Origin of the sequence: Actinomadura harenae (assembly GCF_003696215.1) — a bacterium.
Taxonomy (GTDB): Bacteria; Actinomycetota; Actinomycetes; order Streptosporangiales; family Streptosporangiaceae; genus Spirillospora; species Spirillospora harenae.
The window spans coordinates 52130-65972 of sequence record NZ_RFFG01000046.1 but is presented as its reverse complement, the minus strand read 5'-3'; the positions used below and the strand labels follow the sequence as shown (position 1 = coordinate 65972).

The 13843-nt window shown below is 72.2% G+C and carries 12 protein-coding genes; 9 read left to right on the top strand and 3 right to left on the bottom strand.

Annotated features, from left to right (window positions below):
• From EBO15_RS44390 to EBO15_RS24375, 3 genes are all read left to right on the top strand, one after another.
• On the top strand, positions 1–563 hold a 563-nt coding region (locus tag EBO15_RS44390; protein ID WP_199744777.1), incomplete at its 5' end, for a hypothetical protein.
• Between the two features lie 85 nt (positions 564–648).
• Positions 649–1755, top strand: coding sequence for an LLM class flavin-dependent oxidoreductase (locus EBO15_RS24380; protein ID WP_122196768.1), 1107 nt, complete (start codon positions 649–651; stop codon positions 1753–1755).
• Positions 1752–2366: an FMN reductase gene (locus tag EBO15_RS24375; protein WP_122196762.1), complete on the top strand. Its 615-nt coding sequence runs from the start codon at positions 1752–1754 to the stop codon at positions 2364–2366. Before EBO15_RS24380 ends, EBO15_RS24375 begins: the two co-directional genes overlap by 4 nt.
• A gap of 18 nt (positions 2367–2384) precedes the next feature.
• On the opposite strand, the gene EBO15_RS24370 is transcribed toward EBO15_RS24375, so the two are convergent.
• Together EBO15_RS24370 and EBO15_RS24365 are read right to left on the bottom strand one after the other, a co-directional pair.
• Positions 2385–3086: an SDR family oxidoreductase gene (locus tag EBO15_RS24370; RefSeq protein ID WP_122196761.1), complete on the bottom strand. Its 702-nt coding sequence runs from the start codon at positions 3084–3086 to the stop codon at positions 2385–2387.
• Between the two features lie 55 nt (positions 3087–3141).
• A complete protein-coding gene (locus EBO15_RS24365; RefSeq protein WP_122196760.1) occupies positions 3142–3852 on the bottom strand; it encodes a hypothetical protein in 711 nt (236 codons plus the stop codon).
• 121 nt (positions 3853–3973) lie between these two features.
• On the opposite strand from EBO15_RS24365, the gene EBO15_RS24360 reads away from it, so the two are divergent.
• From EBO15_RS24360 to EBO15_RS24345, 4 genes are all read left to right on the top strand, one after another.
• The gene (locus tag EBO15_RS24360; protein WP_233616405.1) at positions 3974–5689 is read left to right on the top strand and encodes an MFS transporter; all 1716 of its coding nucleotides are present in this window, start codon (positions 3974–3976) and stop codon (positions 5687–5689) included.
• A 262-nt stretch (positions 5690–5951) separates the two neighbouring features.
• A complete protein-coding gene (locus tag EBO15_RS24355; protein ID WP_122196759.1) occupies positions 5952–6266 on the top strand; it encodes an SH3 domain-containing protein in 315 nt (104 codons plus the stop codon).
• A gap of 241 nt (positions 6267–6507) precedes the next feature.
• Complete coding sequence (locus EBO15_RS43730; protein ID WP_147481634.1) at positions 6508–6831, top strand: SH3 domain-containing protein; 324 nt, start codon at positions 6508–6510, stop codon at positions 6829–6831.
• A 762-nt stretch (positions 6832–7593) separates the two neighbouring features.
• Complete coding sequence (locus tag EBO15_RS24345) at positions 7594–9165, top strand: FtsW/RodA/SpoVE family cell cycle protein (protein ID WP_122196757.1); 1572 nt, start codon at positions 7594–7596, stop codon at positions 9163–9165.
• Between the two features lie 42 nt (positions 9166–9207).
• Here the strand turns inward: EBO15_RS24345 and EBO15_RS24340 are convergent, their stop codons facing one another.
• Positions 9208–9807 carry a TetR/AcrR family transcriptional regulator gene (locus EBO15_RS24340; RefSeq protein ID WP_122196756.1) on the bottom strand — a complete coding sequence of 200 codons (600 nt, stop codon included), beginning with the start codon at positions 9805–9807 and terminating at the stop codon, positions 9208–9210.
• 111 nt (positions 9808–9918) lie between these two features.
• Here EBO15_RS24340 and EBO15_RS24335 point away from each other — a divergent pair, with 111 nt between their 5' ends.
• Together EBO15_RS24335 and EBO15_RS24330 are read left to right on the top strand one after the other, a co-directional pair.
• Positions 9919–11541: an MDR family MFS transporter gene (locus EBO15_RS24335; protein WP_122196755.1), complete on the top strand. Its 1623-nt coding sequence runs from the start codon at positions 9919–9921 to the stop codon at positions 11539–11541.
• A gap of 112 nt (positions 11542–11653) precedes the next feature.
• The gene (locus EBO15_RS24330; protein ID WP_122196754.1) at positions 11654–13804 is read left to right on the top strand and encodes an ATP-binding protein; all 2151 of its coding nucleotides are present in this window, start codon (positions 11654–11656) and stop codon (positions 13802–13804) included.
• The last annotated feature ends 39 nt before the right edge of the window (positions 13805–13843 follow it).

Sequence of the window (13843 nt, the reverse complement as noted above, 5' to 3'; positions counted from 1 at the left end):
GGCTCGACCTGCTCGCCGCCGTCGCGGACGGCCCCGCCGCGCACGACGTCCTCACCGGGTTCTGGCGGAGCATGGCCGTCATGCTGGACTCGGGCCCGTTCCTGGACGCCTTCCTGGCGATGGCCGCGCCCGCCCCGCCGTCCGCGCCGACGCCCGGCCAGGTCGTCGCGTACGCCGAGCTGGTCGACCTCGCGCAGGACCGGTCGCTGCGGGCGCTGCTGACCGCGCGGCGGCTGGCCAACGCCGAGAAGGTCAAGGACGAGCCGGCCCTGCTGACCGGGGTCACCGAGGCGTGCGAGCGGACGGCCCCGCTCGCCCTGGCGGGCGCCGAGCCGCGGCCCGGCCCCGAGCTGGACCTGTTCGTCGCCGCCCACGCCGCCGCGCGGGCGGAGCGCGACAGCCCGGGGTTCCGTGTCCGGCTCGCCCGGGACCTGCGCGACGATCATGAGCCGCGGATGGTCCGGTACTGGGCGCTCACCGAGGTGGTCACGGGCGGCCCGCATGTGATCAGCCGGGCGCACTGGTGGCTGTTCACCGCCCTTGAGCAGGGGAAACGCCGCTGAGGGCGCGGTAGGGGCCGGTCGTGGAATAAGCCGGGGGGTGACTCCGCTAAGGTAGTTGAACCTTCTACTAAATGGAGTGGTGATGATGCAGTTCGGTATCTTCTCGGTCGGACAGGTCTCGACCGACCCCGCGACCGGGCGGGTGCAGAGCGAGCACGACAAGATCCGGATGATGGTCCGGCTCGCGCGCCGCGCCGAGGAGGTCGGGCTCGACGTCTTCGCCACGGGCGAGCACCACAACCCGCCGTTCGTGCCGTCCTCGCCGACCACCCTGCTCGGCTACGTCGCGGCGCAGACCGAGCGGCTGGTGCTGTCCACGGCGACCACGCTGATCACCACCAACGACCCGGTGAAGATCGCCGAGGACTACGCGACGCTGCAGCACCTGTCCGACGGCCGGACGGACCTGATGATGGGACGCGGCAACACCGCCCCCGTCTACCCCTGGTTCGGCAAGGACATCCGGGACGGCATCGACCTGGCGATCGAGAACTACCACCTGCTGCACCGCCTCTGGCGCGAGGACGTCGTGGACTGGAAGGGCCAGCACCGCACGGCGCTCCAGGGCTTCACCGCCACGCCGCGCCCGCTCGACGGCGTCCCGCCGTTCGTCTGGCACGGGTCCATCCGCAGCCCGGAGATCGCGGAGCAGGCCGCCTACTACGGTGACGGCTTCTTCCACAACAACATCTTCTGGCCCATGGAGCACGTCCAGCGCATGATCGCGCTGTACCGCCGCCGCTACGAGCACTACGGCCACGGCTCGGCGGACCAGGCGATCGTCGGACTCGGCGGCCAGGTCTACATGCGGCCCAAGGCCGCTGACGCGATCCGCGAGTTCCGGCCCTACTTCGACACGTCCTACGTGTACGCGAACGGGCCCTCCCTCGAGGAGACCATGAAGACGACCCCGCTGACCGTCGGCACCCCCGAGCAGGTCGTCGAGCGGACCCTCGCCTTCCGGGACGCGGTCGGCGACTACCAGCGGCAGCTGTTCACCCTCGACCTCGGCCTGCCCGAGGAGGCCGTCATGGAGCAGATCGACATCCTCGGCGAGGAGGTCGTCCCGGTGCTGCGCAAGGAGTTCGCGATCGGACGCCCCGCGCACGTCCCGGACGCCCCGACCCACGCCTCCCTGCTCACCGCGAAGAACGCCAAGAGCGACGACGACAAGGAAGGGGCCACGCGATGACCACGCCGACGACCACCCGCAGCCTGGCGGTCGTGTCGGCCGGCCTGCGCGAGCCGTCCTCCACCCGGATGCTCGCCGACCGGCTGGCCCAGGCGACCGCCGAGGCCCTGCGCGAGCGGGGCGAGGAGGCGGTCGTCGAGGTGGTCGAGCTGCGCACCCTCGGCCACGACCTGGTCAACAACCTGGTCAGCGGGTTCCCCGCCGGGGAGCTCAAGGGCGCCGTCGAGGCCGTGACCGGCGCGGACGCCCTGATCGCCGTCACACCGGTGTTCCAGGCGTCCTACAGCGGCCTGTTCAAGACGTTCTTCGACGTGCTCGACAAGGACGCGCTGGAGAACACGCCCACGCTGCTCGGCGCGACCGGCGGCACGCCCCGGCACTCGCTCGCGATCGACTTCGCGATGCGTCCGCTGTTCGCCTACCTGCGCGCCTCCGTCCAGCGGACCGCCGTGTACGCGGCGACCGAGGACTGGGGGAGCGGCGAGCTGGCCGAGCGGGTCACCCGGGCCGGGCGGGAGCTCGCCGACACGATCATCGGACGGGCCCCCGCCGCCAAGCCCGACCCCTTCGAGGAGCCGGTGCCGTTCGAGCGGCTGCTGTTCAAGGAGTAGCCGCGCGGGACGGTCCGGTCAGTTCGCCTGGCCGATCGGGCGGACGACCAGGGTGTTCACGTCCACGCCGTACGGCTGCGCCACCGCCCAGACGATGGCGCGGCCGATGTCCTCCGACGTCAGCATGTGCGGGTAGTCCGGCTTCCCGACGTGCTCCCAGAAGTCGGACTCGGTCGCGCCCGGCGCGATCAGCGTGACGCCGACGCCGTCGGAGGACACCAGACGGCGGGTGTTCTCCGCCAGGCCGGTCATCGCCCACTTCGTCGCGCCGTACAGGTTGCCGGGGGTGTTCACGAACCCGGCGACGCTGCCGACGATCACGATCCGGCCCTTGGACGCCGTCAGCTCGGGCAGCGCCGCCTTGATCAGGTAGGCCGGTCCGAGCACGTTGGTCAGGACCATCTCGCGCATGTCGTCCGGGTCGGAGTCGGCCACCGAGCGCCCCTTGGCGCCGCCCGCGTTCGCGACGACGGCGTCGAGGCGCCCGAACCGCTCGACCGTGGCCCGGACGGCGGCCTCGACGTCCCCGTAGTCGGAGGCGTCGCCCGCGATGGTCAGCAGGGCGTCCGGCTCGCCCAGTTCCTTGGCCACCTGGTCGAGGCGGTCCTGCCGTCGGCCGGTGATCGCGACCTTGCGTCCGGCGGCGATCAGCTCGCGGGCGGTGGCCGCGCCGATGCCGGTGCCGCCGCCGGTGATGAGGGTGACGTGGGATTCGGTCATGGCACCGATCCCAGCATCTGGAGCGCGCTCCATGTCAACCGCGCCGCCACGCCGGTCAGGCGCCGGCGGCGCGCCGCCCGGTGATCGGCATGTCCGGGCGGTCGGGCAGCGGGACGGGCGAGGCGAGCAGCAGGTCGCCCGCCAGCAGGACCGGCCAGAGGTCGTCCCGCTCGCGCGGGCGGTCCGGCGGGACGAAGACGGCGCCGTCCAGCGCGACGATCAGATGCGGGACGAGCAGCGAGCGCCGCAGCGCGTCGTCCGGGTCGAGCGAGTGCGGCCAGTCGGTGACGTTCAGGACCTCGATGCTCAGCCGCGTCAACCCCTGTGCCCGGCGTCCGGCGCGGGCGAACGCCTCCGCGCGCGTGCGCACGAGGACGTGGATGGGCCAGCGACTGCGGACGACGCGTCCGCACACGAGGGGCTCGACCGTCCGGCGCGCCGGGACGACCCGGACCAGCGTGTGCTCGGCGGCGAGCAGGTCCGCGAGCCGGTACTCGGGCGCGATCTCCTCCGCGACGGCCTCGTCCCCGGGGTGCAGGGCGATGCCGTGGCAGTCCGCGACGCCGTCCGGCTCGACCCGGCGGGCCTGGAAGTGCAGGAAGCGCAGTCGCATCCGGACGAGCGCGTCCGGTTCGGCGCGCAGCGCGCAGTCGGCGCGGACGCGGGACGCGGCGCCGGGCCCGGGCGGGGCCAGGGCGCGGCGCGGGCGGCCCGCCGCGAGCAGCAGGGAGTCGGCCAGATCACGGGCCAGTTCGACGTCGGACACCGGGTGCGCCTCCTTCGCCGCACTCCTACCCGGAACGTGACGGATGCCACCCTTTGGCGTATGTTAGTTAGCATAAGAAACGATTGAACAGCACCCGCCGTCGCCCCCTCCGGAGGTCCGCGTGGGCACCGCCCGCAACTCGACCCGCTACTCCTGGATCGCGCTGAGCAACACCACGCTCGGCATGCTGCTGGCCACGGTCAACTCCTCCATCGTGATCATCTCGCTGCCCGCGATCTTCCGCGGGATCCACCTGGACCCGCTCCAGCCCGGCAACGTCAGCTACCTGCTGTGGATCCTGATGGGCTACATGCTCGTGTCGGCCGTCCTGGTGGTGACCCTCGGACGGCTGGGCGACCTGTTCGGGCGCGTCCGCATGTACAACGCGGGCTTCGCGGTGTTCACGGTCGGGACGCTCGTGCTGGCGCTCGACCCGCTGCACGGCTCCGCGGGCGCGATCTGGCTGATCGCCTGGCGGATCTTCCAGGGCATCGGCGGCGCCATGCTGATGGCCAACTCCGCGGCCATCCTCACCGACGCGTTCCCCGCCGACCGGCGCGGCATGGCCATGGGCGTCAACCAGGTCGCGGGCATCGCGGGCAGCTTCCTCGGGCTGGTCGCGGGCGGCCTGCTGAGCGAGGTCAGCTGGCGGCTGGTGTTCTTCGCGTCCGCGCCGATCGGCATCATCGGGACGATCTGGGCCTACCGCAGCCTCGTCGAGACCGCGCGGCGCGCCACGCGGATCCGCATCGACTGGGCCGGGAACCTCACCTTCGCCGTCGGGCTGACCGCGCTGCTCGCCGCGATCACCTACGGCATCCAGCCCTACGGCGGCCACGTCATGGGCTGGACGAACCCGTGGGTGCTCACCGGGATCATCGGCGGGATCGCCCTGCTGGCGGCGTTCTGCCTCATCGAGACGCGGGTCCCGGAGCCCATGTTCCGGCTCGGCCTGTTCCGGATCCGGGCGTTCGCCGCGGGCAACGCCGCCGGGCTGCTCGCGGCGATCGCCCGCGGCGGCATGCAGTTCATGCTGATCATCTGGCTGCAGGGCATCTGGCTGCCGCTGCACGGCTACGACTTCGCCGACACCCCGCTGTGGGCCGGGATCTACCTGCTGCCGCTGACCGTCGGGTTCCTGGTCGCCGGGCCGCTCTCGGGCCACCTGTCGGACCGGCACGGCGCGCGGGCGTTCGCGTCCGGCGGGTTGCTGGTGTCCGCGGCGGCCTTCGCGGGACTGCTGCTGATCCCGACCGACTTCCCGTACTGGCTGTTCGCCCTGCTGATCTTCGTGAACGGGCTGGGCTCGGGGCTGTTCGCCGCGCCCAACACCACCGCGATCATGAACGCGGTCCCGGCCGACCAGCGGGGCGTGGCGTCCGGGATGCGGGCCACCTTCATGAACGCCGGGATGGTCCTGTCGATCGGCGTGTTCTTCTCGCTGATGATCGCGGGCCTCGCGGACCGGCTGCCGGGCACGCTGTCGAGCGGCCTGACCTCCCACGGCGTCCCGGCGTCGGCGGCGGATCATGTCGCGAGCCTGCCGCCGGTCGGCACGCTGTTCGCCGCGTTCCTCGGCTACAACCCGATCGGCAGCCTGCTCGGCCAGGGCGGCGTCCTCGCCTCCCTGCCGCCCGGCGACGCCGCCGCGCTGACCGGACGGTCCTACTTCCCGCACCTGATCTCCGGGCCGTTCCACCACGGTCTGGTCATCGTGTTCTCGCTGGCCATAGTCATGTCACTGGTCGCGGCCGTCGCCTCGCTGCTGCGCGGCAAGCGGTTCGTCCACGAGGAGCACGCGGAGGACACGGCCCGGACGGCCAGCCGGGTCCACTGAACCGGCCGCGGGTCGGACGGCGCCGGGCTCGGCTCGATGGCCTCTGAGCAGGGAGAACGTGGCCTCGTGGGCGTATGACCACGAGGTCACGGTGCTGTGCCTCCGGAGCGGGCGCCCGTCCTGCTGTCAGGCCGCTGACCTGCGCTTATAGGGCTCGCCTCGGGGCCACCTGTCGGCTCGGTGAGCTCAGGCTTCCTTGAGGCCCCTCCTGACCCGTGCTGCACTCCTTCAACAGCCCGCGCAGTACGCGAAGGAGGGAACCATGAAGACCTGGCAGACGGCGGCCCTGGCCGTCCCCCTGATCACGTTCTCGATGCTGGCCCCCGCCCAGGCCGAGGCGAGCCAGACGGCCCGGCCGAGGCCGGTGCACACCTGCCGCTGGAACGTGATCCGTGTCCACGACCATCACGTCCTGAGGGTCCGGACGGGTCCCGGCCGGAGATTCCGGGTGGTGGGCCATCTGAGGCACGACGCCAGGCGGGTGCCCGGTGACTGCCGCAAGTCCCGGCACGGCTGGGTCTACCTCCACCGGCCCAAGGGCTGGGCGGACGGCCACTTCCTGCGGAAGGTCCGGTAGCCGAATCGGGTTCTGGGGCTCTGAGCTGCCCGAACGGTGGATCGCCCGCCTGTGACCACGGGGTCACTGTGGGCTGGCTCCGGCGCGGGAGATCGTCCCGTCTCACCCCCTCTGACCTGCGACGACAGGGCTCTCCAGGGCGCTATGTGGCGCTCTGGTGAGTTCAGCCTTTCTTGAGGCTTCTTTCAGCTCGTGTTGCACTTCTTCGACAGTTCGCACGAGCACGTGAAGGGGGTTACTCATGAAGCTCTGGAAGACGGCAGCTCTGGCCGTCCCGCTGGCCGCGGCCTCGCTGCTGGCGCCCGCGCAGGCGGATGCGAGCACGATCGCGAGCCCGGCGTCCGCGCCGGTCTGCTACTACGACGTGGTGCACATTCTGCCCGGCCACACCCTGAACGTCAGGTCCGGCCCGGGCCTGCGGTACCGGGTCGTCGCCCGCCTGCGTTACGACGCCAAGCGGGTCCCCGGTGACTGCAGGACGCACCGTGCCGACAACCGCACCTGGGTTCATCTCACCCGCCCGATGGGCTGGGCCGACGGTCACTACCTGAAGAGGGTCCGCTAGCTCCATGGAGCGTCCGGCCGGCCTGGCGGTGGGGCTCGGCCGGCCGGACACGAGGGGTCCGCCTGGAGTGGGTGTCCAGGCGACCGGCACCCCTCTGGCCCCGGGGGACGGATCGCCCCGTCCTCCGGGGTCGTGCCCTGTCCCAGGTCGGCCGGCGCGGTGCGTTTCTCGGGGGCCTGACGTGGGCGAACGGCGGTCGGCACGCGAAGCGCGAGGCGGCCTCCGCGCCGAGCGCGAGGGAGACGTTCATGAAGATCCGGATACGGGTCCACTAGCCCCCGGACCGTCCGGCCGGGCGGCGGTGGGGCCGGCCGACCGGGCACCGGTGGGCGCCTGGAGCGTTCCAGGTCGGGGTGCCGCCGCGCGACCGCCCCGGTTCGGACGGGGATCTGGGGTGCCCTGTCCGGGCCGCGCGGCGCGGCGCCCCCGACCTGGAACGCGAGTCCGGGCAGGGAAGACCCCGGCCCCGGGGGACGGATCGGGTGGTCCTCCGGGACCGGGGCCGCCTGGCGACCCCCCTTCGTGCAGGACGTCCGTGCGCGGCGCGCGCAGGACGTCCGTGCATGCGCCGGGCGGCGGGCCGTCCGGGCCCGGTCACGAGGGGCCCGGACGGCCACCTGTCCGGGTGGGACCGGTGCGGACGCCGGGGGTCAGGGCCGGCGTCCGGCGTCTCCCGCCCGACCGGGCCATCGTATTTATTCGTTGCGCAAATGTGCAAATATTTGGGTGCGTCATCGTCGACCCGGCTGAGAGGCATCCCCCTTGAGCGCACCCGACAGCGTCCCGCCCTACCGGTTCCCCGGGCCGCGCCGCGCGGCGTCCCTCGCGCTGACCGCGTTCGCGCTCGTCGTGACCGTCTCCGCGTTCGCCCAGGTCGGCCTCGTCCGGGACGGGAGGCTGCCCGCCTCGCTGTTCGGCTACGGCGCCGCGATCGTCGTGCTGTCGGCCGTGGCGTACGGGGTGGTGTGGCGCTGGGCGCCGCACGCCGACCCGCTGCTGGTGCCCTGCGCGCTGCTGCTGAACGGCGTCGGGCTGGCGATCATCTACCGGATCGACCAGACCACGGCGGGCGACTACCTGCAGAGCAAGCTCCAGTTCGAGCACGACCATCCCGGTAAGCACTATGTCCCGTTCGGGGCGGGCGCGGACGTCGCGGGGCAGTTGATGTGGACGGCCCTGTCACTCGGCCTGTTCGCCGTGTTCGTCCTGGTCCTGCGGGACCCGCGCACGCTGCGCCGCTACCACTACACGCTCGGCCTCGCCGGGCTGCTGTTCCTGGTGCTGCCGATCGTCCCGGGCATCGGCGCGAACATCAACGGCGCCCGGGTGTGGATCCGGCTCGGCCCGTTCTCGGTGCAGCCCGCCGAGTTCTCCAAGCTCGCGCTGATCACCCTGTTCGCGGGCTATCTGGCCAAGAACGGCCAGGCGATGGCCGTCACCGGGCGCAAGGTCGGCCCCGTGGCGCTGCCGCGCGCCCGGCATCTGATGCCGATCGTGGTGATCTGGCTGGTCAGCATCGGGGTCCTGCTGATCCAGAACGACTTCGGCTTCCAGCTGCTGTTCTTCGGCCTGCTGGTCTGCATGCTCTACCTCGGCACCGGACGCGGCGGATACGTCGTCATCGGCGTCCTGCTGTTCGCGGTCGGATCGCTGTCGATCTACTACCTCGGCGTCGCCGTCCACGGGCCGCTGGAGCACCTGGTGCAGCGCGTCGAGATCTGGAAGGACCCGAGTCCGTACTTCAACGGCGGCTGCCAGCTCAAGAGCGGCCAGATCCTGAAGGAGTTCGGCGTCACGCACCCGCATCCCATCGCCGACTGCACGGCGATGGGCGGCCAGTACTCCGACAGTTCGCAGCTCGAGCAGGGACTGTTCGCGATGGGGCAGGGCGGGGTGCTCGGCACGGGCCTCGGGCAGGGGCGCCCGTACATGACCCCGCTGGCGTTCAGCGACGAGATCTTCACCTCGTTCGGCGAGGAGCTCGGCCTGACCGGCGCGATGGCGATCCTGACCGTCTACCTGCTGCTGGTGCAGCGCGGCTTCCGGATCGCGGTCGCGTCCAAGGACGCCTTCAACCGGCTGCTCGCGGGCGGCGTCGCGTTCGTGTTCGCGCTCCAGCTGTTCGTCATCGTCGGCGGCGTCACCGGGCTCATCCCGTTCGCGGGCATCACCACTCCGTTCATGACGCAGGGCGGTTCGTCGCTGATGGCGAACTGGATCCTCATCGCCGTCCTGGTGCGGCTGAGCGACAGTGTCCGGCGTCCGCCGCCACAGGCCATCCAGGACGAGGGGATGACCCAGATCGTCAGCCTGCGCCGTCCCGACGGCAGGTGAACCGGCCACCGGCGGCGGGTGCTCCGCCGCCGGTGGTGCGGGTCAGTTCGCGGGCCGCCGGCCGGGGGCGCGGGACCGGCTCCCGTCGATGAGCTCCATGGCGATCTCCAGGGCGGCCTCGTGCCGCTGGTCGTCGGAGATGTCCATGTCGTTGGTGAGGAACACGCTCATGTGCAGGGACATGATGGACAGGCGCGCGCGGAGCTGGTCGACCACGGGGTCGCGGTCGTCCGCCAGGACTCGGGCGAGGCTGCGGAAGCGGGCGCGCGCGTCCTCGCCCGGCTTCAGGTCGCGGACCTCCTGCTGGTTCTGCGACATGAAGCGCATGAGGTCGCCCGCGGGGCCGCGCATCATCTCGGCGTAGCGTTCGAGGACCTCTATCCGGTGCTCGCGGGTCATCGGCTGGGACTTCGCCCACGTGACCAGCTCGTCCATCCTCTCGCCGACCTCCTCGAAGAGGCTGGCGATGATGTCCTCCTTGGTCTTGAAGTGGTAGTACAGGGCGGCCTTGGTCACCCCGAGACGCTCGGCGATCTCGCGCAGCGAGGTCTTCTCGTAGCCCTGCTCGGCGAACAGCTCGAGCGCGACCCTGCGGATCTGCTCCCGGGTGTCGCCCCGTCGTCCGCCCATCATCACTCCCATGCCCCTGAAACTTACTTGACGACCGGCTAGTTCAGAGCTTACCGTACGACAGGTAAGCAAACTAGCCGGACGGCAAGTAAGTTGGAAACCGTCCTCCAGGGGAGACTAGCGATGTCGCAGGCAGGAAACGGGCAGGCCGCGCCGCCCGCCGCGGACGGGCCGGGCGCGGCCCCGGCGGCGGAGGGCGAGGCCAACAGCCAGCGTCAGATCTACATCGGCATCTTCGGGCTGATGCTCGGCATGTTCCTGGCCATGCTCGACAACCTGATCGTCGGCACCGCGCTGCCGACCATCGTCGGTGACCTGGGCGGACTCGCCCACCTGTCGTGGGTCGTCACCGCCTACGCCCTCGCGGCCGCGGCCGCGACCCCGATCTGGGGCAAGCTCGGCGACCTGTACGGCCGCAAGGGCATGTTCATGTCCTCGATCGTGATCTTCCTCGTCGGGTCGATGCTGTCCGGCCTGGCGCAGAACATGAACGAGCTGATCGGCTTCCGCGCCCTCCAGGGCCTCGGCGCCGGCGGCCTGATGGTCGGCGCCATGGCGATCATCGGCGACCTGGTCCCGCCCCGCGAGCGCGGCAAGTTCCAGGCGATGATCGGCGGCATGATGCCCGTCGCGTTCGTCGGCGGCCCGCTGCTCGGCGGCTTCCTCACCGACCACCTGAGCTGGCGCTGGGCGTTCTACGTGAACGTCCCGATCGGCGTGGTCGCGCTGCTGGTCACCGGGTTCGGCATGCACCTGCACTCGCGCCGCCTCAAGGCGAAGATCGACGTCATCGGCGCGGCCCTGCTGACCGTCGGCGTCGTCTGCGTCACCCTGGTCGCCAGCTGGGGCGGCAGCCAGTACCCCTGGGCCTCGGCGCAGATCATCGGCCTCGCGGTCGCGGGTGTCGTCTCCCTGGTCGCGTTCGTGTTCGCCGAGACCCGCGTCCCCGAGCCGATCCTGCCGATGCGCCTGTTCCGCAGCCGCAACTTCGTCGCCGCGCAGATCCTCAGCTTCCTGGTCGGCGGCGCGATGTTCGGCGCGGTCAACTTCCTGCCGCAGTACATGCAGAACGTCCAGGGCGCGTCCCCGACCAACAGCGGCCTGCTGCTGCTCCCGCTGATGTTCGGCATGCTCGTCGTGATGCTGACCACCGGCCAGCTCATCACCCGCAACGGCCGCTACCGGGCCTACCCGATCATCGGCGGCGCGGTCCTCACCGGCGGCATGCTCGTCCTGCTGATGCTGACCGTCGACACCTCGACGGCCATGAGCTCCTTCATGACCCTCGGCGTCGGCCTGGGCATGGGATTCATCATGCAGATCAGCATGCTGGTCACGCAGAACAGCGTCGAGCTGCGCGACATGGGCGCGGCTAGCGGCGCCGTCACCCTGTTCCGCACCATCGGCGGCTCCCTCGGTGTCGCGCTGCTCGGCTCGATCTACACCAACCGGCTCGAGGGCGTGCTCACCGACCACCTCGGCGCCGCGAAGGCCCACCAGATCGTCTCCGGTGGCGGGCACTTCACCCCGGCCGTGCTGAAGACGCTCCCCGACGAGATCCGCAAGGCGTTCGAGGCGGGTGTCACCAGCGGCGTGCACGGCGTCGCGATCGGCGGCGCGATCCTCGCCGCCCTGGCCTTCGTCGCCGCCTGGTTCATCAAGGAGGTCCCGCTCCGCGGATCCGGGCCCGCCGCGAAGTCCACGTCCGCCGAGGAGACCGCGGTCGACACCGTTCCCGCGCACTGACCCTCCGCCCGGCGCCGCGAGCCCGTTCCGGTCCTCCGGGACGGGCCCGCGGCGTTGTTGACAGGCCGTCCGGTAGTTGACAGGCCGTCGTGCCCGGGTAAATGTGCGAGGGATGACGCACGCCGACGGCCCTCCCCACGAGCGTCCCGTGAACGAGTTCAGCGGGGACGTCGCGGGGCCCGTCATCCAGGTCGGCGAGCTCAGCGGCACCGTCAACATGCGCGCGCCCGCGCGGGAGCCCGTCCGGCCGCGGCAGCTCCCCGCCACCCGGACGCTCGTGAACCGGACGAGGACGCTCGAGGAGCTCGACCGCTTTCGGCCGGATCCGGACGGCCCGGATGGTCCCGGTGGCGCCGTCGTGCTGAGCGGCCCGCCGGGCATCGGCAAGACCACCGTCGCACTGAACTGGGCGCACTCACGGCAGCACGACTTCCCGGACGGCCAGCTCTACGCCGATCTCCGCGGTCACGCCCCGGTCGGGCCCGCCCTGCCCGCCGACGTCCTCGGCGGGTTCCTGCGCGCGCTCGGCGTCCCACCCGCCCGGATCCCGGTGGAGCTGGGGGAACGGGCCGCGCTGTACCGGTCGATGTCGGCGGACCGGCGCGTCCTGGTCGTGCTGGACGACGCGTTCTCGGCCGCGCAGGTGACGCCGCTGCTGCCCGCCTCGTCCGGCAGTCTCGCGCTGGTCACCAGCCGGTGGCGGCTGGCCGGGCTGCTGGTGCGGGGCGCGCGGGGCGTCCGGGTCGAGCCGTTCGAGGACGCGGCGGCGATGGAGCTGCTCGCCCTGATGGTCGGCGCGGACCGGGTCGACCGCGAGCACACCCACGCCGTCCGGCTGGCGGAGCTGTGCGCGGGGCTGCCGCTGGCGCTCACGGTCGCCGCCGCGCGCCTGGCCAGCCGCCCGGCCTGGACGGTCGAGGGGATCGTCGAGGCCCTGGAGGAGGAGCGGCGGCGGCTGGCCGTCCTCGCCGCGCAGGACCTCCAGGACGGCGTCACCGTGGAGGCCGCTTTGGAACTGTCCCGGCAGGCCCTGCCCGAGCCCGCGCAGTACCTCTACGCGCTGCTCGGCCTCTACCCCGGCGGCGCGTTCGACGCGCATGTCGCGGCCGCGCTGGCCGCCGTCCCGGTGGACGACGCGGCGCTCGCCCTGGAGACCCTCGCCGACGCCAACCTGCTCGACGAGGTTCCGTCCGGGCGGTACCGGTTCCATGAGCTGACGCGGCTGCACGCACGCCAGACGGCACTGGAGTCCATCGCGCCGGAGGAGCGTGCGGCGGCCATGGAACGCGCCACGGCCTGGTGCCTGCGGACGGCGCTCGCGGCGAGCGGCGCGATCGCTCCCTACCGGCGGCTTCGCGAGCCGGGCGAGGCCGCCGGGGTGCCGGGCGCGCTGGAGTTCGCGACGTCCGCCGAGGCCCTGGACTGGCTGGACGCCGAGTTCACCGGCCTGCACGCCGTCGCGTCCATGGCCGCGGAAGCCGGGCTGTACGAAGCGTGCTGGCTCCTGGTGGACGCCCTGTGGCCCCTCTTCGTCCATCGAGGCCACCGGACGGACCGGCTCGGCTTCGAGGAACTCGGGCTGGCGGCGGCCCGAAGCGCGGGCGACGCCGAGGCCGAGGCCAAGATGCTCAGCCGCACGGGCCTCACCCGCCGCGTCCTGGGCGACCTGGACGGAGCGGAACGCGACTTCCTCGCCGCGCGCGCCCTCTGGGAGGAGCTGGGAAACCGGCAGCGCGTGGGCGGGATCAGCCGCAGGCTCGGCATCCTCGACGCGGACCGGCGCCGCTGGGACCCGGCCGTCCGCCGCTACGGGGACGCCATCGCCGTCTACCGCGAACTCGGAGAGACCCGGCGGGCCGCGCGCACCCTGGCCGACCTCGGGGGAGTCCTCGTGGACGCGCGACGCGCGCACGAGGCCGTCAGGGTCCTCACCGAGGCGCGGGACGCCCTCAGCGGTGTCCGCGACCCCAACAGCATGGCCCGCACGATCCTCTTCCTCGCGCGCGCGAAGGCCGGAATCGGCGCGCGCGACGAGGCCGCGCCGCTGTTCGCCGAGGCGCTCGCCCGGATGCGGGAGATCGGATCCGGCGCCGGAACGGCCTCCGTCCTGCGGGCCTACGCCGAGTTCGAGGTGGACGGCGGCGCCCCTGTCACCGCCGTCCGGCTCCTCGACGAGGCCAGGACGATCCTGACCGGCCTCGGCCTGCCGGCCGGTGCCGTCGAGCGGAGGCTGGCCGACCTGGCGGACGGCCCGCCCCGCTGACCCGGTCGGTCCTGCTGCCCCGGCCCGCCCCGCTGACCC

Bases quoted from the DNA above. Each gene is read 5' to 3' on its own strand.
- EBO15_RS24380 (WP_122196768.1), top strand. From the start codon at position 649: ATGCAGTTCGGTATCTTCTCGGTCGGACAGGTCTCGACCGACCCCGCG.
- EBO15_RS24375 (WP_122196762.1), top strand. From the start codon at position 1,752: ATGACCACGCCGACGACCACCCGCAGCCTGGCGGTCGTGTCGGCCGGC.
- EBO15_RS24370 (WP_122196761.1), bottom strand. From the start codon at position 3,086: ATGACCGAATCCCACGTCACCCTCATCACCGGCGGCGGCACCGGCATC.
- EBO15_RS24355 (WP_122196759.1), top strand. From the start codon at position 5,952: ATGAAGACCTGGCAGACGGCGGCCCTGGCCGTCCCCCTGATCACGTTC.
- EBO15_RS43730 (WP_147481634.1), top strand. From the start codon at position 6,508: ATGAAGCTCTGGAAGACGGCAGCTCTGGCCGTCCCGCTGGCCGCGGCC.
- EBO15_RS24340 (WP_122196756.1), bottom strand. From the start codon at position 9,807: ATGGGAGTGATGATGGGCGGACGACGGGGCGACACCCGGGAGCAGATC.
- EBO15_RS24335 (WP_122196755.1), top strand. From the start codon at position 9,919: ATGTCGCAGGCAGGAAACGGGCAGGCCGCGCCGCCCGCCGCGGACGGG.
- EBO15_RS24330 (WP_122196754.1), top strand. From the start codon at position 11,654: ATGACGCACGCCGACGGCCCTCCCCACGAGCGTCCCGTGAACGAGTTC.